Annotated in this window: 20 protein-coding genes and 1 pseudogene; 8 read left to right on the top strand and 13 right to left on the bottom strand. The window is 72.7% G+C overall.

Going from position 1 to position 25,413, the window contains the following annotated elements; translation table 11 throughout:
• Nucleotides 1-141 precede the first annotated feature (141 nt).
• Both AB0B97_RS16550 and AB0B97_RS16555 read right to left on the bottom strand, forming a co-directional pair.
• Complete coding sequence (locus AB0B97_RS16550) at nucleotides 142-828, bottom strand: response regulator transcription factor (protein WP_357494949.1); 687 nt, start codon at nucleotides 826-828, stop codon at nucleotides 142-144.
• Nucleotides 829-830: 2 nt separating this feature from the next.
• On the bottom strand, nucleotides 831-2,096 hold the full coding sequence (locus tag AB0B97_RS16555) for an ATP-binding protein (RefSeq protein WP_234590204.1): 1,266 nt from the start codon (nucleotides 2,094-2,096) through the stop codon (nucleotides 831-833).
• Between the two features lie 159 nt (nucleotides 2,097-2,255).
• On the opposite strand from AB0B97_RS16555, the gene AB0B97_RS16560 reads away from it, so the two are divergent.
• The 3 genes and pseudogenes from AB0B97_RS16560 to AB0B97_RS16570 all read left to right on the top strand — a co-directional run bounded on the left by AB0B97_RS16560 (nucleotide 2,256) and on the right by AB0B97_RS16570 (nucleotide 6,209).
• On the top strand, nucleotides 2,256-4,136 hold the full coding sequence (locus tag AB0B97_RS16560) for a PspC domain-containing protein (RefSeq protein WP_357494386.1): 1,881 nt from the start codon (nucleotides 2,256-2,258) through the stop codon (nucleotides 4,134-4,136).
• Nucleotides 4,133-4,318 (top strand): annotated as a pseudogene (locus AB0B97_RS16565) (hypothetical protein); the annotation flags it as partial. The gene AB0B97_RS16560 and the pseudogene AB0B97_RS16565, both read left to right, overlap by 4 nt.
• A 637-nt stretch (nucleotides 4,319-4,955) precedes the next feature.
• Nucleotides 4,956-6,209 carry a phosphatidylserine decarboxylase gene (locus tag AB0B97_RS16570; protein WP_357494388.1) on the top strand — a complete coding sequence of 418 codons (1,254 nt, stop codon included), beginning with the start codon at nucleotides 4,956-4,958 and terminating at the stop codon, nucleotides 6,207-6,209.
• Nucleotides 6,210-6,267: 58 nt separating this feature from the next.
• Here AB0B97_RS16570 and AB0B97_RS16575 read toward each other — a convergent pair whose 3' ends face one another.
• From AB0B97_RS16575 to AB0B97_RS16585, 3 genes are all read right to left on the bottom strand, one after another.
• On the bottom strand, nucleotides 6,268-7,206 hold the full coding sequence (locus AB0B97_RS16575) for a CDP-alcohol phosphatidyltransferase family protein (protein WP_234589336.1): 939 nt from the start codon (nucleotides 7,204-7,206) through the stop codon (nucleotides 6,268-6,270).
• A gap of 347 nt (nucleotides 7,207-7,553) precedes the next feature.
• A complete protein-coding gene (locus tag AB0B97_RS16580) occupies nucleotides 7,554-8,444 on the bottom strand; it encodes an NUDIX domain-containing protein (RefSeq protein WP_357494952.1) in 891 nt (296 codons plus the stop codon).
• 142 nt (nucleotides 8,445-8,586) lie between these two features.
• Nucleotides 8,587-9,537 carry an NUDIX domain-containing protein gene (locus tag AB0B97_RS16585; protein ID WP_357494390.1) on the bottom strand — a complete coding sequence of 317 codons (951 nt, stop codon included), beginning with the start codon at nucleotides 9,535-9,537 and terminating at the stop codon, nucleotides 8,587-8,589.
• Between the two features lie 144 nt (nucleotides 9,538-9,681).
• On the opposite strand from AB0B97_RS16585, the gene AB0B97_RS16590 reads away from it, so the two are divergent.
• Nucleotides 9,682-10,038 carry a PspC domain-containing protein gene (locus AB0B97_RS16590; protein ID WP_357494392.1) on the top strand — a complete coding sequence of 119 codons (357 nt, stop codon included), beginning with the start codon at nucleotides 9,682-9,684 and terminating at the stop codon, nucleotides 10,036-10,038.
• 7 nt (nucleotides 10,039-10,045) lie between these two features.
• Here AB0B97_RS16590 and guaA read toward each other — a convergent pair whose 3' ends face one another.
• On the bottom strand, nucleotides 10,046-11,602 hold the full coding sequence (gene guaA / locus AB0B97_RS16595; RefSeq protein ID WP_357494394.1) for a glutamine-hydrolyzing GMP synthase: 1,557 nt from the start codon (nucleotides 11,600-11,602) through the stop codon (nucleotides 10,046-10,048).
• A 175-nt stretch (nucleotides 11,603-11,777) separates the two neighbouring features.
• Here guaA and AB0B97_RS16600 point away from each other — a divergent pair, with 175 nt between their 5' ends.
• Complete coding sequence (locus tag AB0B97_RS16600) at nucleotides 11,778-12,239, top strand: GNAT family N-acetyltransferase (protein WP_357494396.1); 462 nt, start codon at nucleotides 11,778-11,780, stop codon at nucleotides 12,237-12,239.
• Here the strand turns inward: AB0B97_RS16600 and AB0B97_RS16605 are convergent.
• Complete coding sequence (locus AB0B97_RS16605; RefSeq protein ID WP_357494398.1) at nucleotides 12,228-13,925, bottom strand: GMC family oxidoreductase; 1,698 nt, start codon at nucleotides 13,923-13,925, stop codon at nucleotides 12,228-12,230. The genes AB0B97_RS16600 and AB0B97_RS16605 overlap by 12 nt on opposite strands.
• Before the next feature lie 145 nt (nucleotides 13,926-14,070).
• Between AB0B97_RS16605 and AB0B97_RS16610 the strand changes: the two genes are divergently transcribed.
• On the top strand, nucleotides 14,071-15,195 hold the full coding sequence (locus AB0B97_RS16610) for an LCP family protein (RefSeq protein ID WP_357494400.1): 1,125 nt from the start codon (nucleotides 14,071-14,073) through the stop codon (nucleotides 15,193-15,195).
• Nucleotides 15,196-15,307: 112 nt separating this feature from the next.
• Here AB0B97_RS16610 and AB0B97_RS16615 read toward each other — a convergent pair whose 3' ends face one another.
• The 4 genes from AB0B97_RS16615 to guaB all read right to left on the bottom strand — a co-directional run bounded on the left by AB0B97_RS16615 (nucleotide 15,308) and on the right by guaB (nucleotide 21,155).
• A complete protein-coding gene (locus tag AB0B97_RS16615) occupies nucleotides 15,308-16,768 on the bottom strand; it encodes a M1 family metallopeptidase (protein ID WP_357494402.1) in 1,461 nt (486 codons plus the stop codon).
• A gap of 107 nt (nucleotides 16,769-16,875) precedes the next feature.
• Nucleotides 16,876-18,297, bottom strand: a complete 1,422-nt coding sequence (locus AB0B97_RS16620; protein WP_357494404.1) for a M1 family metallopeptidase — start codon at nucleotides 18,295-18,297, stop codon at nucleotides 16,876-16,878.
• Nucleotides 18,298-18,446: 149 nt separating this feature from the next.
• Nucleotides 18,447-19,565 (bottom strand): GuaB3 family IMP dehydrogenase-related protein, encoded by a 1,119-nt coding sequence (locus AB0B97_RS16625; RefSeq protein ID WP_234589311.1) that lies wholly within the window; start codon nucleotides 19,563-19,565, stop codon nucleotides 18,447-18,449.
• Nucleotides 19,566-19,592: 27 nt separating this feature from the next.
• Nucleotides 19,593-21,155 carry an IMP dehydrogenase gene (gene guaB, locus AB0B97_RS16630; RefSeq protein ID WP_234589309.1) on the bottom strand — a complete coding sequence of 521 codons (1,563 nt, stop codon included), beginning with the start codon at nucleotides 21,153-21,155 and terminating at the stop codon, nucleotides 19,593-19,595.
• 186 nt (nucleotides 21,156-21,341) lie between these two features.
• Between guaB and AB0B97_RS16635 the strand changes: the two genes are divergently transcribed.
• Nucleotides 21,342-21,761: a DUF5319 domain-containing protein gene (locus AB0B97_RS16635; protein WP_357494406.1), complete on the top strand. Its 420-nt coding sequence runs from the start codon at nucleotides 21,342-21,344 to the stop codon at nucleotides 21,759-21,761.
• Between the two features lie 25 nt (nucleotides 21,762-21,786).
• Here AB0B97_RS16635 and AB0B97_RS16640 read toward each other — a convergent pair whose 3' ends face one another.
• A complete protein-coding gene (locus tag AB0B97_RS16640; RefSeq protein ID WP_234589303.1) occupies nucleotides 21,787-22,605 on the bottom strand; it encodes a response regulator transcription factor in 819 nt (272 codons plus the stop codon).
• A 256-nt stretch (nucleotides 22,606-22,861) separates the two neighbouring features.
• On the opposite strand from AB0B97_RS16640, the gene AB0B97_RS16645 reads away from it, so the two are divergent.
• Nucleotides 22,862-23,245, top strand: a complete 384-nt coding sequence (locus AB0B97_RS16645; protein WP_234589302.1) for a WhiB family transcriptional regulator — start codon at nucleotides 22,862-22,864, stop codon at nucleotides 23,243-23,245.
• A gap of 489 nt (nucleotides 23,246-23,734) precedes the next feature.
• On the opposite strand, the gene AB0B97_RS16650 is transcribed toward AB0B97_RS16645, so the two are convergent.
• Nucleotides 23,735-25,387 carry a molybdopterin-dependent oxidoreductase gene (locus tag AB0B97_RS16650; protein ID WP_357494409.1) on the bottom strand — a complete coding sequence of 551 codons (1,653 nt, stop codon included), beginning with the start codon at nucleotides 25,385-25,387 and terminating at the stop codon, nucleotides 23,735-23,737.
• Nucleotides 25,388-25,413: the final 26 nt, after the last annotated feature.

Raw genomic sequence — 25,413 nt, forward strand, 5'->3', positions numbered from 1 at the left:
CGTGAGCCGTCGTTTCCGCGGGATGCGACACCCACGCGCGGAAACGGGACCGGGGCAGTATGGGACGACGGCTGATCGTTTGTCAGCCCCGCCCAGCGGCATCCGTGGCATCTGCCCGAAATGCCGGGGCGGAGGAATAGATCACACGAGCCGGCGGTCCGCCGCCCAGCGCGAAAGCTCGTACCGGTTGGACATCTGGAGCTTGCGCAGCACGTTCGACACGTGCGTCTCCACCGTCTTGATGGAGATGAACAGCTCCTTGGCGATCTCCTTGTACGCGTACCCCCGGGCGAGCAGGCGCAGCACCTCCCGCTCCCGGTTGGTGAGCTGGTCCAGCTCCGGGTCGGCCACCGGGGCGTCCGGCCGGGCCGCGAAGGCGTCCAGCACGAACCCGGCGAGCCGGGGGCTGAACACCGCGTCACCGTCGGCGACCCGACGGATCGCCGCGGCCAGCTCGTCCGGGGAGATGGTCTTGGTGACATAACCCCGGGCGCCGGCCCGGATCAACCCGATCACGTCCTCCGCCGCGTCGGAGACGCTCAGCGCCAGGAACTTGACCTGCTGATGGCTGCGCCGCATCGCCTCCAGCACGGCACGGCCACCGCCGTCGGGCATGTGGACGTCGAGCAGCACCACGTCCGGGCCGGTGGCGGCGATCCGGGTGACCGCCTCGGCCACCGTGCTCGCCTCACCCACCACCTCGACATGGGCGCCCAGCTCGGCACGCACCCCGGCGCGGAACATCGCGTGGTCGTCCACCAGGAACACCCGCAGGCGTTCCGGGCGGCTGGTCGCCGGGTCGAGGTGCTCCATCGGCTGCTCGGCCATGGTCATTTGTTCCTCTCCGCTGCGGACGAGTCCCGGGAGATCGGCAGGATCAACCGGACCTCGGTCCCCTCCCCCGGGCCGGACCGGATCTCGGCCCGTCCGCCGTGCCGCTTCATCCGTCCGATGATCGAACCGCGTACGCCGTGCCGGTGGTCCTCCACCGTATCCGGATCGAAGCCCTTGCCCCGGTCCCGGACGAAGACGCTGACCTGTTCGGGCTCCACCTCGGCGTAGAGCGACACGGTCTGCACACCTGCGTGCCGGGCCGCGTTCACCAGCGCCTCGCGCGCGGCGGCGACCAGCGCGCCGACCTTCTCGTCAGTCTCCCGGTCGCCCACCACCACGGTCTCCACAGTGATCGCGAAGGTGTCCTCGACCTCGGCGGCGGCCTGCTCCAGGGCGGCCGCGAAGCGCTCGCTCGGCGACGCCGTGGGCTTGTAGAGCCAGTTGCGCAGCGAACGCTCCTGACCTCGGGCCAACCGCTGCACCGTCTTGACGTCGCCGGCGTTGCGCTGGATCAGCGCCAGCGTGTGCAGCACCTGGTCGTGCACCATCGCGGCCAGCTCGGCCCGCTCCTGCTCGCGGATGCGGCCCTCGCGCTCCGCGCGGAGCTGGCTGTACGTCCGCCAGAGCACCGGCGCGGCGACCACGCCGACCCCGGCCAACCCGACCAGCGCGAAGATCACCCCGTTGATCACCGCGTCGAAGTTCTGTGCCGGCGAGTAGACCGCCGCGACACCGATGATGCCGACCGCGACCAGCACCCCGCCGCCGATGAACCGGAGCACGAAGGCCCGCCGGTCACTCTCCTCGACGACCGCCCCGAGCCACGGGACCGGCATCGTGTCGCCCCAGCGCCGTCGCCGCTCGGGCGCCGACTGGTGCCAGATGACCCCGGCGCCGACCGCGATGATGGCCACCAGCCAACCGGCGGTGCCCGCCGCGCCGACCGAGTCGAAGACCATCACCTGGATCAGCAGGACACCGAGCCCGATCCCGACGAACGGCAGGAGCTGGGCCACGTCGCGCCGGGGCGGCACGGCGGTGTCGCCGGGGCGCAGCGGCACCACCGCCCAGAAGGCCGCGTAGAGCAGCAGTCCGAGCCCGCTCAGCCCGAGCAGCACCATGAACGCGACCCGCACGCGCAGCACCGAGATGCCGAGGTGGTCGGCGATACCGGCGGCGACGCCAGCGGCCATCCGGTGCTCGGGGGCGCGGTAGAGGCGCGGAGGCGGGGTCACGGTGCTGATCGCAGGCTCCCTGGTCACGGTGGTGGGCTGTCCGGATGTCGGTGAGTCCGATCGTCACACGCTGCGGCGTCCCCCGACCACGGGGACGCCCCCGACATTCCGGCCGCTCGGATCTCAGGGTGGGGTCAGGGTCGGGTCCTGAGGTCGTTCGGGCGAAGCGGGCAGCAGGATCGAGGCATGACCGAGGAAGCTGCCCCGCCGCCCCGCCCCGGGTCGGCACAGCCGGGCGGTTCAGTACCGCCCGCCCCAGCCGGAACACCCGCCGGCTGGACCGAGCCCACCACGTTCGGCCCGCCCGCCGGCACCGGCCCGGCCGCCGAACCGACACCCGGCGCGTACGAGCCACCGAGCTATCCGCCCGGCGCCGGCTTCGCGCCCGGCGCGGGCTACGGGCCCGGCGGCGGTACGACAGGTGCCGGCTACGGGGCCGGCGGCGGCGCGGGTACGCCTGGAGGGCCCGGTGGGCCGGGGCCGTCCGTGGGGCCGCTGGGCGGCACCGGCTTCACCTCGCGGTACGGGCTGGTCCGGCCGCGCGACGGTCGTTACCTGGCCGGGGTCTGCGCCGCGATCGGACGAGCCACCAACACCGACCCGGTGCTCTGGCGGGTGCTGCTCGCGGTGCTCGGGTTCTTCGGCGGCATCGGCATCCTGGTGTACGTCGCCGCCTGGCTGATCATCCCGAACGAGGGCGACACGGCATCCCCGGTGGAGTCGATGCTGGGGCGCGGCCGTTCCAGCATGTCCCCGGTGACCGTGATCGTGCTGGGCATCCTGGTGGCGGCCAGCTTCGGCTACATCGTCACCGACGCCTTCCGCGCCGTGCTGCTCGGCGCGGCCATCCTGATCGGCGGCGCGTTGCTGCTCAACCGGGACAGCCGTGGGCCACAGCCCGGCGCCCCGGGTGGGCCGGTGCCGCCCACTCCGACAGGTACGCCACCCGGGCCGGTTCCGCCGGTTACCTGGCCCGCCCCGACGCACGGCACGGTGCCGTCCACCGGGCCGCTGGCGACCGCGCCGTTGGCGGATGGCGCTCCGGCGTACGCCGCCGCGGCGCCGGGTGAGCCGCCGAGCGCACCCGTGCACGGCACCCGGCCGGCCACCGCCACGCAGCCGTTCGCCGGTGCGCAGCAGGTGTCCGGGGCGGCACTGTCGTCCGCGGCCGGGCCGGTGTTCGGGCAGCCGGCCGGCGCCACGACGGGGCCGCAGGAGAGCGCCTGGCCGGCACCCGGGCAGAGCTGGCCGGGCAGCGACACGGCCACCGAGGTCACCTCCACCGCCGGCTGGCCGTCGGCGCCGGTGACCGCAGTGCCCGCCGGTCCGTCGGGTTACCCGGTCTCGGCGACGCCGGGCGGGTACCGCCCACCGTTCGCGCCGCACGGCCCGTACGCCGCGCCGGCACCGGCCGCGTACCCGCCGCCCAAACCACCGAAGCCGCCGAAGCGGCCCCGGGAGCGTTCGCCGCTCGGCGCGGTGAACTTCTCGCTGATCTTCCTGGCCCTCGGCGTCGTCGCCCTGCTCGACCTGCTGGACGTCTTCGCCGTCAGCGCTTCGGCGTACTTCGCGGCCGCGTTGGCGACGATCGGGCTGGGGCTGCTGGTCGGCACCTGGTTCGGTCGGGCCCGCTGGCTGATCGCGCTCGGCCTGGTGACCGCCGCGGCTCTGGGGACCGCCACGGTCGCCGAGTCCTACGACCGCATCCGCGGCGTGGACGGCGCGGTCACCTGGGCGCCCACCGACTACCGCGACCTCGCCGACCGGTACGAGAACAGCTTCGGTGACGCCGTGCTCGACCTGCGGGGCCTCGACTTCTCGAAGCAGGACAGCCAGGTGACCGTCGCGATCAATTTCGGTAAGGCGACAGTTGTCGTACCGCCGAACGTGGACGTCACCACCGTGGCCGACGTCAATGCCGGCGACGCCACCATCTTCGGCAACCGTTCCGGCGGGATCGACGGCCGCCAGCGGGAGTCCACCGACCTGGGCGCGGACGGCCCCGGCGGCGGGAAGCTGCGCCTGTACATCCACGTCAATGCCGGCAACCTGGAGGTGACCCGGTGAAGGCTCACCGTACGGACCTGCTCTCGTTCGCCTTCGGGCTGGTGTTCCTGGCGTTGTCGGCCTGGTGGCTGCTCGCCCAGCTGCTCGGGCTCGCACTCCCGCCGGTCGGCTGGTTCCTGGCCGGCGCGCTGATCCTGATCGGGATCTTCGGTCTGGTCGGCGCGTTGCGCTCCGGCCGATCCGGCCGCCCGGAGCCGAACGACGTCGCCGAGCCGGCCACGATCGCGGCCCCGCAACCCGGCACGTCGACCTCGGCGTTCGGGCCGGTCACCGCCGCCGAGCCCGGCGTGCCGACCTCCGGGGCACCCACCCCGACCTCCGGAGCGGGTGTTCCGGCGTGGACCGCCGAACACTCCACCTGGGACACTCCCCTGCCGCCCGAGGCCCCGACCGTGGCGACGCGGGCACCGGAGGCGCCGACCGCCGAGATGCGTCTGCCGGAGGCCCCGACCGCCGAGATGCGGGCACCGGAGGCGTCGGCGGACGCCATCCACCCGGCCTGGCTGGCCCACGGCGCGTCGGAGCCGCCGACGTCGCCGGTCTCCGGCCAGCCCGTTGACGGGAGTGACCAGCCGACCCGACCCGATCACCTCAGCACGACGACCGGCGACGATCCGGCGGACGAGCGGGAGAGCCGACGGCGGGAATCCTGACCCTGCTCCCCGCCCGCGGCGGCCCGCACCACCTCCACGGCGGTGCGGCCGGCGCGGGCGGGCGCATATGCTGACCGGTGGAGATCTCGCCTCCGCCGGCCGGCCCGTCCCCGCCATGGCGCCCCGCCGCGATTCCCGTCTCTACCCCGTCAGGAGCCCGCCCGACATGACGCAGTCCCCCGCCGTGCGTACCACCGGCCGGTCCGGTCCGGTCCGCATCGGCGAGCGAGCCGCCCGTACCCTCGTCGCCGAGCTGGCCCGGATGAACGACCCGAAGGCCGCCCTGCTGGTCGGCGCGAGCCCGGAGTCCGCGGTGCTGGCCGCGGCCATCGAGGCGTTGCTCCCCGGTGACCAGCTCACCGTGGTGCCCGCCGACTCGTCCGGCACCTCCGTGCTCCGCGAGCACGTCACCGCTCAGGGCCGATGGGTCGCCGACCGTGTCCGGGTGGTCGACTCGCTCGCCGACGCCGAGGCCGCCGCCGTGGTCATCGCCGGCGAGGCGTTCATCGGCACCGCCGAGGAGACCCGGAGCGGCATCGACGGGTTGTCCAAGTACCTGACCGACGGCGGCGTGCTGAGCGTGGCGACGACCGCGACGCCGGGCCGGACGACCGGCGCGGCCACCGAGCTGGCCCGCCACGACGCCCTCTACGGCGTCGGCGGGGACCTGGTGCTGCGGAACACGCCGCCGGTACGCGTCTACCGACTCCGGTTCACCCCGGCCAGCCCGGCCGCGGCCGACCGGTTGGCCCCGGCGTACCGGCCGTCGAGCGTGCCGCTGACCCGGGGAATGCACATCGACTCCAACGGGGTGGCCGCGGCGGGCATCACGCTGGGTCTGGCGGCGCTGGCCCGGGTGGCGCGGCCGTCGAGCAGGTTGTGGCTGCTGCCGGCGCTGGCCGCCGGGCCGGTAGCCGCGTTCTTCCGCGATCCCCAGCGGGACGTCCCGGAGGACCCGAACGCCGTGGTGGCCAGCGCTGACGGCAAGGTCCTGTCGGTGCAGCGCCTGCACGACGAGCGCTTCGGCGACGGCGAGTGGCTGCGGGTCGCGGTGTTCCTCTCCGTGCTGGACGTGCACGTCAACCGGGCTCCGGTCGCCGGCAAGGTGGTGGACTACTTCGTCGCCGACGGCGGCTTCGTCAACGCGATGAAGCCGGACGCCGAGCACAACGTCGCCGCGTACACCGTTCTGGACACCAGCCGTGGCACTGTGGTGGTCGCGCAGCGGACCGGCCTGATCGCCCGCCGCATCGTGCAGCGGGCGCCGATCGGCGCGCTGCTGGCCAAGGGGGAGCGCTTCGGGCTCATCCGGTTCGGCTCGCGGACCGACGTCTACCTGCCGGCCGAGGCCGCGGACCCGCTGGTGGGGCCGGGTGACAAGGTGGTCGGCGGCTCCACGGTCATCGCCCGCTGGCGCTGACGTCGAGACGCGAAAAAGGGGCGCCGCTGTCCGCGGCGCCCCTTTTTCGTGTGTCGGATCAGGCGGTACGACGCTGGCGCAGCCAGAGCACCGGCCCGCTGACCAGGTAGCCCACCACGATCAGGGCGAACGTGAGCCGGATGTCGACGAGCGCGCCGACCACCGGGGCCAGCCAGAGCCACGGCGGCAGCTTCACCAGGCGCGCGAGCTTGGCGTACGGGAAGCTGGACACCATCGCGAAGGCGAGCAGCGCCACTCCGGCGACGAGCACCAGGCCGGGCACCGGCAGGCCGATCGCCACCGTCACGGCGAGCACGGCCGCGGCCATGGTGGTGGGGACACCGCAGAAGAAGCGGCCGTCCTTCGGCGAGACGTTGAAGCGGGCCAGCCGGATCGCCGCACACGCCGCGACCAGGGCGCAGGCGACCGCGGCCGCAGCCGTCGACACCGAGCCGGCGAGCGAGGCGTAGACCACCACCGGCGCGGCGAGGCCGAACGAGCACATGTCGGCCAGCGAGTCCATCTGAGCGCCGAACGGGCTGGCCACGCCGAGCCGGCGGGCCAACGCGCCGTCGAGGCCGTCGAAGCCGACGCAGGCGATCAGGCAGAGAGCGGCGATGCGCACCTCGCCCTGCATGGCGAGGAAGATGGCCAGCATGCCGAGCATGAGGCTGGCCAGGGTGCAGGCGTTGACCAGGCCGAACTTCATCCGGCGGGCGACGGTGCGCTCGCCGGGCAGCAGTGGGATCGACCGGGACGACGCCTCGTCGGCGTGCGCCATCGGCGGCAGCGCCGGGCTGACCGGCATGACCGCCTCGATCTCGGCCCGGTTGACGCCGAGCGACGGGCGGCTGAGCCGGTCCAGGCCGTAACGGCGGCGCTGGCGGTCGGCGTACCGGTGCTCGGGCAGTGTCACGTCGGTGGTCCGCAGGTCGCCGTCACGGCGACCCACCCGGACCAGCAGCACCTGGCGGGCGAACGTGCTGCTGCGGCGCAACGGGCCCGCCCAGCGACGCCCTGCGGGGCGCGGACTGTCAGTCGTACGACGCCGGCGCCATGGGGCTCTCGGCACGTTTCCTCCATCACCGGATCGGCTTGCCGCCGTTTGGGGCGGGTGTCCGGCTGTCTCGTGCCGGACCTTGCGTGGCCCGGCAGCCGTTTTGCGGAGTACACCATCGCATAGGGGAACGTGGCTTGGCGATAGCTGCCGGCGGTACTTATATCTGGTGCAAACCGCGCGAACCGCCTTGTTATTCCCATCCGGGGCTTGATCGCCCGTTTCCTCCACCATTCCCGCCTCCGACTGTACCGGAGGGCCACCATCTCGGCTCGCTGAGCCGGGTGCTATCGACCCAGCTGTCCGATTGCCGAGGCAGCGATACCGGTCAGCGGCAGGTCAGCGGTCTCGGCGATGGTGAACCAGCCCGCCCGGGCGGTCGAGCCACCGGCCGACTCGGTCACCACCGCGTCGGTGGGTACGTCCACCAGGACCCGATAGATCACCCGGACGCCGTGCCAGTCCAGCGGACGCCCCTCCGGGCCGAGCGCGGCCGGGTTGTGCAGATTGTCCACGCCGAGCAGTTCGACCACCCGGCCCACCTGACCGCCCTCCTCCACCAGCTCACGGAGCAGCCCGGTGGTCGGCTGCTCGCCGTGATCGGTGCCACCGCCGGGCAGGTGCCACTTGCCGGCACCGGGATAGCCGTCCGCGATCTGGGTGAGCAGGATCCGCCCGGCCGGGTCGGTGACCAGCCCGTACGCCCCGAAGCGCAGCCGCCGATCCGGGTGCAGCAGCGGGAGCGGCTCGGCGGACGGGGGCGCGTCGGCGGGGAGCGGGGTGACCGGCAGTCCGAGCAGTTCGGCGCTGAACGGCGTCAACGGCAGCCGGGCCGCGTCCTCCGGGCTGACCCAGCGGGCCTCGATCGTGCCGCCTCCGGTGTCGCCCGACACGTCGCCGTCGACTGTCATCTCGAACAGCAACCGGTCGTTGTGCAGCGAGACACCGTCCTGCGTGGGAGGGCTGACGTCCGCGACCACGGCCCGCAACCGCCCCACCGACACGGTCAGCCCGGTCTGCTCGCCCACCGTGCGCACGACCGCACGCTCTGGGTGCTCGGCGTGCGCGACCGACCCCCCGGGCAGCGACCAGAGGCCCCCCGCCGGCTCCCGAACAACCAGAACCCGCCCGGAAGCCGACAACAAACCATAAACCGCAACCCGCCGCACCAGCTCCACAACCAGCCCCCGCTCCCCCGCACCCGCCCTCCGGCCGGTGATCATGAAGTTATCGCCGTCCATCTCGGCGTGTCCCGACAATAACTTCATGATCGCCGCAAGGAGGGAACCCGGGCGCAGCCCGGGGGGTGGGGGTGGGGGGTCAGGTTAGTTGGGCTGCCTGGACTGCTTCTGCCGTCACCTCGGTCAGGCGGTCGGTTCCGAGGGCGCCCAGCTCCTCGCGGGCGAACCACCGGGCCTCGCAGGTGGAGCCACCGACGTCGGTGATCGTCGGCGCGTTGGGCTCGTCGACCACGACCCGGTAGAAGGCGCGGACGCCGTGCCAGTCGATCGGGTAACCCTCCGGGCCGAGCGAGGCGGCGTCCCGGTGGCTCGCCACACCCAGCAGCTCGACGAGGCGGCCCGCCTGGCCGGTCTCCTCCACCAACTCCCGGATGAGCGCCGCGCCGGGCTGCTCGCCGTAGTCGGTGCCGCCCCCGGGCAGGTGCCAGCAGCCGGCGCCCGGGTAGCCGTCGGAGATCCGTGTGAGCAGCACCCGGCCGGCCGGGTCGGTGCACACGGCGTACGCGGCGAAGCGCTGCGCCCGGTGCAGCCCGTCCGGGCCGGGCACCGCGTAGAAGGAGGGGAACTCGGGCACCTCGTCGGGCACCACGTCGGCCGAGGAGGCGGGCAGACCGAGGGCACGGGCGGTGAACGAGCGCAGCGGCAACTCGCGGGCCTCGTCGAGCGTGTACCACCGGGCCAGGTCGGTGGGGCGTTCGCCGACCCGGTCGGCGAGGGTGCCGCCACGCACCGCCACCCGGTAGATCAACCGGTCCGTGTGGATGGTGATGCCCCGCTCGGGCAGCGCCCGCATGTCGGCGAGCACGTCGGCCAGGCCCGAGACGGCGACCGAGAGGCCCGTCTCGGCGGCGGTCTCGCGGACGACTGTGTGGTTCGGGTCCTCACCGTGGTCGACCGCCCCGCCAGGCAGCGACCAGGTGCCGGGGGTGCCGGAGCGCTCCGATGCGCGGACCAGCAACACTCGGCCGTCTGAATCAGCACAAACTGCGTATGCCGCGATCCTGCGAAGCGGCTCCAGCAAGGTGGTCACGGGACCAAATTCTCCCCGGATGGCGTTACCGGGACGGAAAAGAGTCGGATTCCTGACTCTTTGCTACCCGCTCAGGGATCGGTCAGGGTAAGGATCCGGGCGGTCACCGAGGGCGGGCCGGGCACCGGCGCGGACCGTGGAGACATGACATCCACCGCCGCTCCCCAGGCCCCGTACAAGCAGCTCCGGCGACCCACCACCGACCGCATGGTGGCGGGGGTCGCCAGCGGCCTCGGCCGCTACTTCAACGTCGACCCCACACTGGTCCGCGTGGCCTTCGCGGTCACCGGCCTGCTCACCGGCGGGCTCGCGCTTTTCGCGTACCCCATCATGTGGTTCCTGATGCCCGAGGAGCCCACCAGCGCGCCCGCCTGGCCGCACCCGGCGGGCGCCGCGCCGCAGCCCACCGCCGGGCCCGCGCCCGGCGGACCGCAGCACGGGTACGCGCCGACGCCGCCCTACCCGCCGACGACCCCGCCCCACACGCCGCCCGCCGCGTGAGCCGCTGTCACTCCCACTCGATGGTGCCCGGCGGCTTGCTGGTCACGTCCAGGACCACCCGGTTGACCTCGGCGACCTCGTTGGTGATCCGGGTGGAGATCCGGGCCACCACGTCGTAGGGCAGCCGGGACCAGTCGGCGGTCATCGCGTCCTCGCTGGAGACCGGGCGCAGCACCACGGGATGCCCGTAGCTGCGCCCGTCTCCCTGCACGCCGACGCTGCGCACGTCGGCGAGGAGCACCACCGGGAACTGCCAGACGCCCCGGTCCAGACCTGCCGCGGTCAACTCCTCGCGGGCGATCAGATCGGCGCGGCGCAGCAGGTCGAGGCGCTCCTGATCGACCGCGCCGATGATCCGGATGGCCAGGCCGGGGCCGGGGAACGGGTGCCGCCAGACCATCGCCTCGGGCAGGCCGAGCTGGAGGCCGAGCGCCCGGACCTCGTCCTTGAACAGGGTGCGCAGCGGCTCGACCAGGGCGAACTTCAGGTCCTCGGGCAGGCCGCCGACGTTGTGGTGACTCTTGATGTTGGCGGTGCCGGAGCCACCGCCGGACTCCACCACGTCCGGGTAGAGGGTGCCCTGGACGAGGAACTCCACATCGCCGTGCGAGGCGATCTCGCGGGCGGCGGCCTCGAAGACCCGGATGAACTCCCGGCCAATGATCTTGCGCTTCTGCTCCGGATCGGTCACCCCGGCCAGCGCGCCGAGGAACCGGTCGGCGGCGTCGACGACCTTCAGCTTGATGCCGGTGGCCGCCACGTAGTCCTTCTCGACCTGCTCGGCCTCACCCGCACGCAGCAGGCCGTGGTCGACGAACACGCAGGTGAGCTGGTCACCGACCGCCCTGTGCACGAGCGCCGCGGCGACCGCGGAGTCCACCCCGCCGGACAGGCCGCAGATGACCTCCTTGTCACCGACCTGGGCGCGGATCCGGGCCACCTGCTCGTCGATGATGTTCTCGGGCGTCCAGGTCGGCTCGATGCCGGCGATGTCGTACAGGAAGCGCTGGAGCATCTCCTGGCCGTGCGCCGTGTGCCCGACCTCCGGGTGGAACTGCACGCCGGCTCGACGCCCGGCCACGTCCTCGAAGGCCGCCACCGGGGCGCCCGCCGACTCGGCGGTGACCGTGAAGCCCTCGGGGGCCTCGGTGACGCAGTCGCCGTGGCTCATCCAGACCGGCAGGTCCGCCGGCAGGTCGCGCAGCAGCACGCCCGGCTCGAGGAGGCGGGGGCGCAGCGGCGTGCCGCCGTACTCGCGGTTGCCCGTGTGCGCGACGGTGCCGCCGAGCGCCTGGGCCATCGCCTGGAAGCCGTAGCAGATGCCGAAGAGCGGCACGTCGGTGCTGAACACGCCGGCGTCGATCTGCGGGGCGTCCGGCGCGTACACGCTGGCCGGGCCACCGGAGAGGATGATCGCGGCCGGGTTCTTCGCCAGCATCTCGGCGACCGGCATCGAGTGCGGCACGATCTCGGAGTAGACCTTCGCCTCGCGGACCCGGCGCGCGATGAGCTGGGCGTACTGGGCTCCGAAGTCCACCACGAGGACAGGGCGAGGCAGGCTCATGTGCACAAAGCCTACCGACAGTCACGGCCGCCCCGAGCCGCGCCCCACGCACTCGGCGCGGCGCGTCGCCCACCTCATCCGGTACGACCCACAACGTTCCGCGGGACCGCACCGGCGCCACGCGCGGCGATACCGTGCTCAGCGACCCGAGCGCGGACCGGACGGAGGCACGCCGATGACCGAGGTGACCGTACGACAGTTCCGTCCCGAGGACGGCGAGGCGCTGTCGGCCCTGGTCGTCCGCTGTCTTCGCGAGGTGAACAGCCGCGACTACCCGGCCGAGCTGATCGATGAGATGTGCGCCCACTTCACCGCCGACCGGTTCCGCGAGCTCGGCGTCGAGCGTCGGATCTACGTCGCCGAAGAGGACGGGCGGCCGGTCGGCACGGTGTCCCGCGACGGCAACAAGGTCTACACCATGTTCGTCGACCCGGACGCGCACGGCCGGGGCGTCGGCCGCCGGTTGATGCGACACGTCGAGGAGCTGGCCCGCGCCGAGGGGCACGAGTTCATGGAGACCGGCGCCAGCCTCACCGGGCACGGCTTCTACCGGCGGATCGGCTACACCGACGTACGGGTCACCGACACCGTGTTCGGCATCAACCACATCCTGCGCCGCCCGCTGTCAGGGGCGTAGCGCGGCCGGAGCGTCCGCCGGCACCGCCGGCTGCCGGGGCGCCACCGCGTCGAGTCGCCGGTACGGATCCCCGAGCGCCGGGCGGGGGTCCTCCTCGCCCCTGTTCGGCCAGAAGGACATCGCCCGTTCCGCCTGCGCGGTGATCGTCAGAGACGGGTTGACGCCCAGGTTCGCCGACACCGCCGCGCCGTCCACGACGTGCAGCCCCGGATGGCCGTACACCCGGTGCCAGGGGTCGATCACCCCGTCGGCCTCGGTGGCGCCGATCACCGCCCCGCCCAGGATGTGCGCGGTGATCGGAATGTCGAACGGCTCGGTGAGCGAGCCGCCGGGCGTGCCGCCGATCTCCTCGGCGAGCAGCCGGGTGGCGGTGTTGCCGGCCGGGATCCAGGTCGGGCTCGGGGTGCCGTGACCGGGCCCGGTGACCAGCCGGCGACCGAACACGCCGCGCCGCCAGCGGGTGGACAGCGAGTTGTCCACCGACTGCATCACCAGGGCGATCACCGTCCGCTCCGACCAGCCGCGCACGGACAGCATCCGGGCGGCCAGCCCCGGCTGCCGGACGATGCTGCTCAGCCAGCGCCGAACGCGGTGCGGGCCGCCGTCGACAAGCAGCGACTGGAGCAGCCCCATGGCGTTGGAGCCGCGCCCGTAGCGGACCGGCTCGATGTGGGTCTGCGGGTCGGGGTGGAACGAGCTGGTGATCGCCACCCCCTCGGTGAAGTCGGTCCGCCGCTGCCGGGCCTCCTGTCGGGAGATCGACGCGCCCAGGATCGCCTCCGAGTTGGTCCGGGTCAGCTCACCCAGGCGGGGTGAGAGCCGGGGCAGGGCGCCGTCGGTCTTCATGCCGTGCAGCAGCCGTTGGGTGCCCAGCGCCCCGGCGGCGAAGACCACCTGCTCGGCGTGGATCACCTGCCGCCGTCGGCGCAGCCAGGCGCCGGTGCGCTCGGTGTGCACCTCGTACCCGCCGTCGGCGGCCGGACGGACGGCCGTCACAGTGGTCAGCGGGTGCACTGTGACGCCCAGCCGCTCGGCGAGCCACAGGTAGTTCTTGACCAGCGTGTTCTTGGCCCCGTGCCGGCAGCCGGTCATGCACGAGCCGCAGTGCAGGCAGCCGGTGCGCTCCGGACCGACGCCCCCGAAGTACGGGTCGGCGACGCGCTCGCCGGGGCGGCCGATGTGCACGCCGACGGGGGTGGCGTGGAAGGTGTGGCCCACCCCCATCCGGTCGGCCACCGCCCGCATGGCGCGGTCCGCGCCGGTGTCCATCGGGTACGTGGTGACGCCGAGCATCCGCTTCGCCTGGTCGAAGTGGCGGGCCAGCTCGTCGCGCCAGTCGGTGATGTCCCGCCACTGCGGGTCGGTGTAGAACGCCGGCAGCGGCTCGTAGAGGGTGTTGGCGTAGACCAGCGAGCCGCCGCCCACTCCCGCGCCGGAGAGCACGAGCACGCCGCCGCCGGATCGCCGCTCGGCGGGGCGGAGCAGGGTGAGCCGCTGGATGCCGTAGCAGCCCAGCTTCGGCGCCCAGAGGAACCGGCGGGCCCGCCAGGACGTCTGCGGGAACTCGTCGTCGGCGAAGCGGCGGCCGGCCTCCAGGACGCCTACCGAGTAACCCTTTTCGGCCAGGCGCAGCGCCGTGACGCTGCCGCCGAAGCCGGACCCGATGACGACCACGTCGTACCGCATGAAGGCATCATTACTCGTCAGTAGCGCTCGCGCCAGCGCCCGTTTTCGCGCGATCATGCACCGGCCGACCGACCCGGCGCCTTCCGGCCGCAACCCGGAGCACCTGTCGGAGCGTTGTGCCGGATACGGGTGGAAGGAAAACACGATGAACCTGGGGTCGATGGAGCCGCGGCGACGGTGGCTGGTGCTCGGGCTGGCCGCCCTCGCCGTCGTCGCGCTGATCGCTGGCGGCACGGTGGTGATCACCCGGCTGACCGGGGGCGACTCGCCCGCCGGCACTCCGGTGGCCGGCTCGCCGAGCCCGTCGCCGGTCGGCACGCCCACGGCCACGCCCAGCCCGACCGGCCCGCCTCCGGGCGCGAACATCACCGGCCCGCTGACGCTCTTGCTCGTCGGGGTGGACACCCGGGTCAGCGTGCCCGGCTGGGAACCGCACTCCGACGCCGTGCTGGTGCTGCACGTGCCGAAGGGGCTGGGCCGGGCGTACCTCTTCTCGCTCCCCCGCGACCTGCTGGTGGACATTCCGGCGTTTCCGAAGGCCGGCTACAAGGGTGGCAGGACCAAGCTCACCCACTCGATGAGCTTCGGCAGCCGGGTGCCGGGCAAGCCCAAGCAGCCGAGCACCGCCCAGGGGTACGAGCTGCTGCGCAGCACGGTGAGCGGCTACACCGGCCTGCGGATCGACGCCGGGGCGGTGCTCACCTTCACCGGGTTCGACCGGCTGGTGAACGCCCTCGGCGGGGTGGACATCTACGTCGACCAGCGGGTCGCCTCGCTGCACCGCAAGCCCGACGGCAAGTACCGGGACAGCGCCCCCGGCGGGTACACCGGGCCGCAGCAGGTCTACGAAAAGGGCGAGCGGCACCTCAACGGGTGGCAGGCGCTGGACTACGCGCGGCAGCGCTACATCACCGGCGGCGACTACGCCCGCCAGCGCCACCAGCAGCAGCTCGTCCGCGCACTGACCCGCAAGATCCTCGATGAGGGCCTGGCCCGGCAGCCGGAGCGCGTCGACCAGGTGGTCGCCGCGCTGGGCGACACCCTGATCTACGTGGGCGGCAACCGGATCGTCGACCTGGCGTACGCGCTCAGCGGGGTGCCGGAGAACAAGTTCGTGCTTGTCGGCCTGCCCGGCTCGGGTGTCGGCAAGGGCAGCGCCTACCGGGGCGAACAACTCACCAGCGAGGGCCGGACGTTCATCACCGAACTCCGGGCCGGCCGCGCGGACGCGTACCTCGCGGCCCACCCCAAGCTGGTCGTCAAGACCTGACCCCGCCAGCCCCCAGCCCCGCGATCTTGCACTTTCGGTCGCCGATTGCGCCGCACTTGCCCCTTTCGCCGGGGCAGAAAGTGCAAGATCGCGGGGAGTGGGGGGGTGGGGGTCAGAGCTTCTTGGGCTGGGCGGGCTTCTTGGTGCCGTTGAGCCACGCCTCGAACAGGGCGTCGAGCTGCTTGCCGGAGATGCGCTCGGCGAGGGCCACGAACTCGGCGGTGGTCGCGGTCCCGTTGCGCTTCTCCGCCGCCCAGGTCTTGACGATCTGGAAGAACGCCTTGTCACCGACGGCCACCCGCAGCGCGTGCAGGGTCATCCCGCCACGCTGGTAGACCGACTCGCTGAACAGGTCCTTCATCCCCGGCTTGCCCGGCGGGGTCTTCCACACCGCGGCCGGGACCCGCTCGTAGCGGATGTCGAACGCCTGCTTGGCGGTGTACTGCTTGGTGTGCTCGGCCCACAGCCACTCCGCGTACGTCGCGAAGCCCTCGTTGAGCCAGATGTCCTCCCACTTGGCCAGCGCCACGCTGTCGCCGAACCACTGGTGGGCCAGCTCGTGGGCGACCACCTCGGTGTTCTCGCCCCGCCGGAAGAAGCCGGCGGAGTAGACCGGGCGGCTCTGCGTCTCCAGCGCGTACGAGATGCGGCTGTCCGAGACGACCACGCCGCCGTACGCGTCGAACGGATACGGCCCGAAGACGCTCTCCAGGTAGTCGGCCACCTTGACGGTCTGCGCGATCGACGCGTCCGACGCGCCCTTGGCCACCTTCGTGGTGACGGCACTGTAGACCGGCTTGCCCTTGTGCTGGCCGGTGGTGATCCGGAACTTGCCGATCACCACGGTGCTCAGGTAGCTGGCCATGGGCGACTTCTCCGACCACTTCCAGGTGGTCCAGCCGTCCTTGGTGGTGTTGCCGCCCGGCACGCCGTTGCTGACTGCGGTGACGCCCTGCGGGACGGTGATCTCGAAGTCGTACGCGGCCTTGTCGGACGGGTGGTCGTTGACCGGGAACCAGGTGCTCGCCGACTCCGGCTGGCCCAGCGCGATCGCGCCGTCCGCGGTGTGCAGGAAGCCGCCCTCGCCGAGCACCTCGTTCTTCAGCGGCTTCGGCACGCCCTCGTACACGATCTCCGCGACGAACCCGTTGCCCGTGATCAGGCCGGCCGCCGGCTTGATCACCAGCTCGTTCTTCTCCCGGCTGTGGGTGGCCGGCGTGCCGTCCACGGTGACCGTCTTGACCGTCAGACCGGCCAGGTCGAGGTTGAACGTCGACAGGTCCGCCGTCGCCGTGGCCTGCACCGTCGTCGTACCGGTCAGCTGGTCCTTCGCCGGGTCGTAGCGCACCTTCACGGTGTACTTCCCGACGTCGTACCCGCCGTTGCCGTAGGTCGGGAAGTACGCGTCGCCGACCCCGGCCGCCCCGGCGGTGAAGGTCCGCGACGGCGTCGGGGACGCGCTCGGCGTCGGGGCCGCGGCCTCCTTGGTGGACGAGTCGCATCCGGACAGCACGAGCGCCCCGGTCACCAGCAGACCGGCACCCACCCGCAGCCTGCGCCGCGTTCCCCGCATCACGAACCCTCCCCGTACGCCCGGTGCGGGGGGCCTCGCCACCCCGCGCGACCGGCGCTCCTGCCCGATCGCAGGCGGCAGCCTATCGACAGATGATCACGGGGCCGTCACGGCAGGGTCGGTGCCGCTCCGCCCACCAGCCACGCGTCGAAGAGCGGCCGAAGCTGCCGGCCGGCCACCCGCTCGGCCAGCGCCACGAAGTCCGAGGTGGTGGCGGTGCCGGACGCCCGCTCCGTGGTCCAGGTGCGCAGGATGCGGAAGAAGATGTCGTCACCGACCGTCCGGCGCAGCGCGTGCACGGCGAGCGCGCCACGCTTGTAGACGGCGGTGCCGAACATCCGCTCCCGTCCCGGCTCGACCGACGGCTGGGACCAGTCGGTCGACGCGTACTGCATCTCGAAGTTGCGCTGCGCGGTCCGGCCGCCGTCGTGCTCCTCCCACAGCCACTCGGCGTAGCTGGCGAAGCCCTCGTTGAGCCAGATGTCGCTCCACCGGTGCAGGGACACGCTGTCGCCGAACCACTGGTGGGCCAGCTCGTGCGCCACCACGCCGGGATTGGGACGGTCGTCGGTGAAGAAGGCGGGCCCGTAGACCGGCCGCGACTGGGTCTCCAACGCGTACCCGACCCGGTCGTCGGCGACCACGATCCCGCCGTACGCGTCGAACGGGTACGGGCCGAAACGGCTGGCCAGAAAGTCCACGATCTCGCCGGTGCGGGCCAGTGAACCGGCAGCCCCACCGTTCGCCGGCAGGCTCGCCGCCACGGCGGTGACCAGCGGGCGCCCCGCGTGCTCGCCGGTGACCACCCGATAGTTTCCGATCACGAGGGTGCTCAAGTAGCTCGCCATCGGGGTGCGCTCCGACCAGCGCCAGGTGGTCCAACCGTCGGCGCTGCTCCTGGGCCCGGGCACCCCGTTGCTCAACGCGGACAGTCCGTCCGGGACGGTCACCGCGATGTCGTAGCTGGCCTTGTCCGACGGGTGGTCGTTGACCGGGAACCAGGTGGCCGCGGAGTCGGGCTGGCCGAGAGCTATCGCCCCGTCGTCGGTGTGCAGGAAGCCGCCGCTGCCCAGCTCACCATCGGTCACGGCGGTCGGCACCCCCGCGTAGTCGACCACCACGGTGAAGGCCCGGCCTCGCGCAAGCCGGTCGCGCGGGGTCACCACCAGCTCGCCGTCGTCGCGGCGGTGCTCGGCGCGCTCGTCGGCGACGGTGACCGCGCCGACGTTCAGGCCGACCAGGTCCAGGTTGAACCGGGACAGATCCTGGGTGGCAGTCGCCGTGATCGTCGCCCGACCGGTGAGCCGGTCGGTCTTCGGGTCGTAGCGGACGTCCAGCCCGTAGTGCGTGACGTCGTAGCCGCCGTTGCCGCGGCCCGGCACGTACGGGTCGCCGATGTCCGCGGCACCGGGTCGGAACCCGCCGTCGTCGTCGCCCGTGCAGGCGGCGGTCAGCGTGACGGCGCAGCTCAGCGCCGTGAGGGCGGCGACCAGCCGGCGGCGGGACGGTGAGCGTCCGCTCAGGACCATGCACGACTCCTTCTCCGCCATCCCCGGTCAGGAACGAGCGTAGCCAGCAACACGTCGTCCGATGGCCGTATCGAGGGCGACAGCCCTACCGGCAGACGACGGAAGGCCGGCTCCGCGCGATCGCGGGCCGGCCTTCCAGCGTCGAATCGTCAGCGGTCGAGGACCAGGCCGACCTTCTGGAACTCCTTGAGGTCGCGGTAGCCGCACTTGGCCATCGCCCGGCGCAGCCCGCCGAACAGGTTGAGCTGACCGTCGGCCTCGTCCGCCGGGCCGAAGAGCAGCTGCTCCATCGACCCGAGCGGCTCACCGGCGACCTCGAACGCGCCGCGGGGCAGCGACGGGTGGCTGGCCGCCGAGTGCCACCAGGCGCCGCCGGCGGGCGCCTCGTCGCAGAGCGACAACGGCTCGCCGAGCATCACCGCGTCCGCGCCACAGCCGAGGGCCTTGGCGATGTCACCGGAGGTCTGGATGTCGCCGTCGGCGATGAGGTGCACGTACCGGCCGCCGGTCTCGTCGAGGTAGTCCCGACGGGCCGCCGCGGCGTCGGCGATCGCGGTGGCCATCGGCACCCGGATGCCCAGCACCGACTCGGTCGTCGACCAGTCGTCGCCGCCGATGCCCACGATCACGCCGGCCGCGCCGGTGCGCATCAGGTGCAGCGCCGTCTTGTAGTCGGTGCAACCGCCGACGATGACCGGCAGGTCGAGGTCGGCGATGAACTCCTTGAGGTTCAGCGGCTCGTCGGTAGTCGACACGTGCTCGGCCGACACGATGGTGCCCTGGATGACCAGGATGTCCACGCCGGCGTCCAGGATGACCGGGGCCAGCGCCAGGGTGTGCTGCGGGGACACCCGCACCGCCACCGTGCCGCCGCCGGCGCGCAGCTCGCGGACCCGCTCGGCGATCAGATCCGGGCGGATCGGCTCGGCGTACACCTCCTGGAGCCGCTTGGTGGCGCGGGCGTCCTCGTCGAGGCCGGCCAGCTCCTCCAGCACCTTCGTCGGGTTCTCGTAGCGGGTCCACAGCCCCTCGACGTTGAGCACGCCGAGACCGCCGAGCTGACCGAGCCGGACCGCCGAGGACGGGCTCATCGTGGCGTCCGAGGGGTGCCCGACACAGGGAATGCCGAACGGGTACGCGTCGAGCTGCCACGCGGTCGAGACGTCGTCGACGTCCCGGGTCCGGCGGCTCGGCACGATGGCGATGTCGTCCAGGTGGTAACCGCGCTGCGCGGTCTTGCCCAGCCCGATCTCGACCACGTCACGCATGGGGGACTCCAGGTTGTTGGGGGATGGTCAGCGGGAGTGGTAGTTGGGCGCCTCGACGGTCATCTGGATGTCGTGCGGGTGGCTCTCCTTGAGCCCCGCCGCCGTGATCCGGATCAGCTGGCCACGCCGGTGCAGCTCGGGGATGCTCTCCGCGCCGACGTACCCCATCGCGGCCCGCAGCCCGCCGGTGAGCTGGTGGGCGACCGCGGACAGCGGGCCCCGGTAGGGCACCTGCCCCTCGACACCCTCGGGGACCAGCTTGTCCTCGGCGAGCACGTCCTGCTGGAAGTACCGGTCCTTCGAGTACGACTTGGCCTGCCCCCGGGACTGCATCGCGCCGAGCGAGCCCATCCCGCGGTACGCCTTGTACTGCTTGCCGTTGATGAAGATCAGCTCGCCGGGGCTCTCCTCGCAGCCGGCCAGCAGGCTGCCGAGCATCACCGTGTCGGCGCCGGCGACCAGGGCCTTGGCGATGTCGCCCGAATACTGGATGCCGCCGTCGCCGATCACCGGGACGCCGGCCGGGCGGGCGGCACGGGCCGCCTCCATGATCGCCGTGATCTGCGGGACGCCGACTCCGGCGACGATCCGGGTCGTGCAGATCGCGCCGGGGCCGACACCCACCTTGATCCCGTCGGCGCCGGCCTCGACAAGCGCCCGCGCACCTGCGTACGTGGCCACGTTGCCGCCCACGATGTCGATCGTGACGTCCTTCTTGAGCCGGCGGACCATGTCCAGCACGGCCCGCTGGTGCCCGTGCGCCGTGTCCACGATCAGCACGTCGACGCCGGCGTCGACGAGCGTGCGGGCCCGCTTGTACGAGTCCTCGCCGACGCCGACGGCGGCGGCCACGCGCAGCCGGCCCGCGTCGTCCTTGGTGGCGTTCGGGTACTGCTCGCTCTTGGTGAAGTCCTTCACGGTGATCAGCCCGCGCAGCCGACCCGAGTCGTCCACGATCGGCAGCTTCTCGACCTTGTGGCGACGCAGCAGCGCCAGCGCGTCGTCCTTGCTCACGCCGACGGTGGCGGTGACCAGCGGCGTCCGGGTCATGATCTCGTGGACCGGGGTCTCCGGTTCGGAGACGAAACGCATGTCGCGGTTGGTGACGATGCCGACCAGCTGACCTTCGCCGTCCACCACCGGCACACCCGAGATGCGGTAGCGCCCGCACAGCTCGTCGACCTCGCGCAGGGTGTCGTCCGGGCTGGCCGTCACCGGGTTGGTGATCATGCCGGACTCGGAGCGCTTGACCAGGTCGACCTGGAGGGCCTGGTCCTCCACGCTCAGGTTGCGGTGCAGCACGCCGATGCCACCCTGGCGGGCCATGGCGATCGCCATCCGCGCCTCGGTGACCGTGTCCATGGCGCTGGAGAGCAGCGGAACGGTCAGTTCGATGCCGCGGGTGAGCTTCGTCCGGGTGTTGACCCGGCTGGGGACGACGTCCGACTCGCCCGGCTGGAGCAGCACGTCATCGAAGGTGAGCCCGAGCGGAACGACCCGGGCCGAGCCGGCGGGCAGCTCGGGCAGGTGGCCGCCCAGGTCGGCGTGCTCGACGCCGGCCGGAAGATCGGTGCTGGGCGAATTTTCCACGATTGCTCCCCTGAGCTGCTCGGATGGGCTTCAGCGAGGTGGCGCGGGCGGGCACCGGAACACGCCACGGTGCCGGCACGTCGTCCTATCGTACCCAGTGACCTGGGCGACCTCCGTCGGCGGCGGCCGCGTCGGCACCGTGCCGGGGGGCGGACGTTCGCGCCGCGTTGGGTCTACGGTGAGGGGGTGCACGACGAGCCCATCGACCCGTTCAACGGCGACCCGGCCGACCCGACCGCGGGCCTGGACGATCCGGGCGACGACGCGACGCCGGATCCGCTGACCGACGTCGAGCGGCAGGATGTGCTGGAGGACCTCGCCGACCTGGAGATCTACCAGGCCCTGCTGGCGCCCATCGGGGTGCGCGGGCTGGTCATCGAATGCGAGGACTGCCGGGAACCGCACTACTTCGACTGGGACCTGCTGCGGGGCAACCTGCGGCACCTGCTCAACTCGGGGCGGCCCCGGGTGCACGAGCCGGCGTACGACCCGGACCCGGACCACTACGTGACCTGGGACTACGCCCGTGGATACGCCGACGGGGTGCACGACACCCTGACCGAGGGCACCGAGGACGAACCGGGCACCGCCACCACGGCCGAGTGATCGCTGGCTGACCCCGGTGGGCGGGTCAGGAGACCAGGCCGGCGCGGAAGCCGGCGGCGACCGCGTGGGCACGGTCCCGGGCGCCGAGCTTGCGGAACAGCCGTCGCGCGTGTGTCTTGACGGTGTCCTCGGACACGAACAGCTCCCGGCCGATCTCCGCGTTGCTCTTGCCCTCGGCCATGCCGAGCAGCACCTGGAGTTCCCGTTCGGTGAGCCCGATCGCCGCCCGGTTGGGGCGGGCGCTCGGGGCGGGCCGGTTCGGGTCGGTCTGGCCGGCTGCCGACCCGTCGGTCGCCGATTCGACCTCGTCGTCACCCCGCTGCACCGGCACCGACGGCATGCCCGGCGACCCGTCGCCGGGCGCGGCCGTCCAGCCGGGTTCGGCGGAGCCGCGCACCGATGGCGCGGAGCGGCCCGAGCCGCCGACCGCCGCGGTGTCCCGCGCCGGGTCGGTGACCCGCTGCCGGGAGGCCCGTCCGGGCGCGGTGAGCAGCAGCAGGGCCTTGGCGACCGCGCTGGTCAGGTCATGGTCGGCGTTCTGGATGAGACCCCGGGCGCCGGCGCTGATGGTGGCGGCGGCGGCCTCGGACTCCTCCGCGCCGAGCAGCAGGACCGCTGCCTGCGGCGCGCGGGCCAGCACCCGACGGACGAAGCCCGCGCTGTCCGGCCGGGTGAGAGCCGTGTCGGCCAGGACCACGTCGGCTGGCCGCTCGGCGAGTCGCAGCATCACCTCGGGATCGGAGACGGCGGTACGGACGATCGCGGACAACCCCAGCCGGGCGGCAGCAGAAGTGAGGTGCTGAGCCGCGAGCGGTGTCCGAACGCACACAAGAACGGTACGCACTGTGGTGGTCTCCTCTCCGCACACGAGCAGACCATGACGGCGTCGGCTGGGGAGGGGGTTCCCGGCAATCATCTGAACTTTTCCGACAGATGGGGCAAAAGCCGCAAGTCGTCGGACGTTTTGGATCACACACGTGTGAGCCGACGACAGCCCGGGTACCGGGAGTTCCAGGCCGGGAACGGTGCGCCTGCGCGGCCCGCCGCCCGGAAGCCGGCCACAAGAATTCTCGCGGTGCCGCGCGGGAGGAGGGGTGCTGATGTCGAACGTACGTAGACTGCCCGGACCCATCGTCGATCTCTGGGACTGGCAGCGGCTCGGTGCCTGCCGGGGCCGGGACAGCGCCCAGTTCTTCCACCCGGACGGGGAGCGGGGCTCCTCCCGGCTGCGCAGGGAGTCCGCCGCCAAGTCGGTCTGCCGCGCCTGCCCGGTCCGCGCCGAATGCGCCGCGCACGCCCTGTCGGTCCGCGAGCCGTACGGCGTCTGGGGGGGCTTCAGCGAGTCGGAGCGGCTGCGCCTGCTCGCCGTCGGCTGGGAGGACCTGGCCGACCGGCGGCAGATCCGGGTCGACGTCGCCCGCCTGGAGGCGCGACTGGGCCGCCCGCACAAGTCGACGGTCCCGGCCCAGCGCAACGTCGCCTGACCCGACACACCAGCACTCTCCGAAACCGCGCTCCCGATGGGGAGCGCGGTTTCGCGTCACGGCACCACGACCGCGAGGCAACTTCTGACGGACGGCGGACCGGCGCCGCCGCTCGCTCCGCCGCCATGCCAGGCCCACGCAGCCGTGCGCTGAACGTTTTCGCTCTGCCCACCCACCGGTAGGCCTGCCGTCCTTTGCGATGCCGGCGGTATGCCGGCGGTCCTTTGCTCTGCCGGCGGTATGCCGGCGGTCCTTTGCTCTGCCGGTGCTCTGCCTGCGGTCCTTTGCTCTGCCGGTGCGATGCCGGCGGTATGCCTGCGGTCCTTTGCTCTGCTTCAGCGGAGGAAACACCCCCTGTCCGAATAACGGACACGGCGTGTTTCCTGGGTTGAAGCAGAGCAAAGGAAGAACGAAGGTGCAGGTCCTCCCTTGGCCGCCGACGGGCTCAGCGCGCGGCCCCGACCGGCTCAGTGCACGGCGTGAGCCAGATCAGCGGACGTTGACGGGGACTGTGTGCCAGCCGGTGGCGCCGTCCGGGGCGACGCTCTGCGTACGCTCGGTCTGGGTTTCGCCTGTCGCGTCGGTTGCCCGGACCTGGAGCCGGTGGTCGCCAGGCGTGGCGTCCCAGCGCCAGGACCACTGCACCCAGGTGTCCACCGAGACCGTCGGGGCCAGCTCCGCCTCCTGCCAGGGGCCGTCGTCGACGCGTACCTCGACCCGGCTGATGCCCCGGTGCTGCGCCCAGGCCACACCGGCCACCGTCACCGGACCGGCGGTCAACCGGTTGCGCCGACGCGGGGCGTCGATGCGCGACTGGGTCTTGATCGGGCCCTGGGCGGACCAACCGCGCGGCACCCAGTACGCGTCGAAGTCGGCGAACCGGGTCAGCTCCAGCTCGGTCACCCACTTGCAGGCCGACACGTAGCCGTAGAGGCCCGGCACCACCATCCGGACCGGGAACCCGTGCTCGACCGGCAACGGCTCGCCGTTCATGCCGATCGCCAGCAGCGCGTCCCGTCCGTCGCGGAGCGCTGCGGTGGGGGTGCCACAGGTCCAACCGTCGACCGAGCGGCCGACGACCTGGTCGGCGTCCTGCTCCGGCTGCACCTCGTCCAGCAGTTCCCGCAGGGGTACGCCCAGCCAGCGGGCGTTGCCGATCAGATCGCCACCGACCTCGTTCGAGACGCAGGCCAGTGTGACGTACCGCTCGACCAACGGCCGGGCCAGCAGATCGGCGTAGCTGTAGGTGCGCTCGGTGCCCACCCGGCCGTGGATGCGCAGCCGCCAGGTGTCCGGGTTCACCTGCGGCACCACCAGGGCGGTGTCGATCCGGTAGAACCCGGAATTCGGGCTGACGTACGGCGCGAGCTGGGCCAGCGACAGGTCCGCGCCCGCCGGCACCGCCGGTGCCGGGGCGATCGGCGCGGGCAGCCGGATCGCGTCCCGGGCGGCGGACACACCGCGTCGACCGGACAGCCAGCGCCCGCCGAGACCGGCCACGGCCGCCGTGCCGAGCAGTACGCCGGTGCCGGTCAGGAACCGTCGGCGCGACTCCGGATCGACAGCCGGGGCCGGCGCGGCGGGGGTCACCGGCACCGGCGGGGCGGCGGGGGTCACTGGGATCGGCAGGCTCTCAGTCGGCCCGGCGGGCGACACCGGCGTGGTTGCCGAGCGGGGCTCGGCGGGTGGGGCCCAGGGCCAGGGGTCCAGCTCGAACGGGCCGGCGATGAACAGCCAGAGCACCAGGGCGCCGAGCGCGCCACCGACCAACGACGGCAGGGCGTCGAAGACGTCCGCGCCGGAGCGGGTCAGCGCGGCGGCCACACCGACGACGCCGAACGCCGCGATTCCGGCCAGGCCCAGGGCCAGCCGGCGGACCGCCAGCATCCCGAGCAGCGCGGCGAAGGCACCCAGCAGCAGTGCCGTTCCGGTCAGCAGGGCGATCTTGTCGGCGGTGCCGAAGACGTCGATGGCGAACTGCTTGAGCGGCTCGGGGACGGCGTCGACCACCACCCCGCCGACCGCGACCAGTGGCGCCGACCGGGGGCCGGTCAGCACCGCCACCGGCTCCGCGATCCCGATCGCGACGGCGGCGGCGGTCACTCCGGCCAGCGCGGCGTACCGCCGCGACGTGGTGCTCATCGGCCCAGTGTGCGCGTTCGTCTCGC

The organism is Micromonospora sp. NPDC049004 (assembly GCF_040649315.1).
Lineage (GTDB): Bacteria > Actinomycetota > Actinomycetes > Mycobacteriales > Micromonosporaceae > Micromonospora.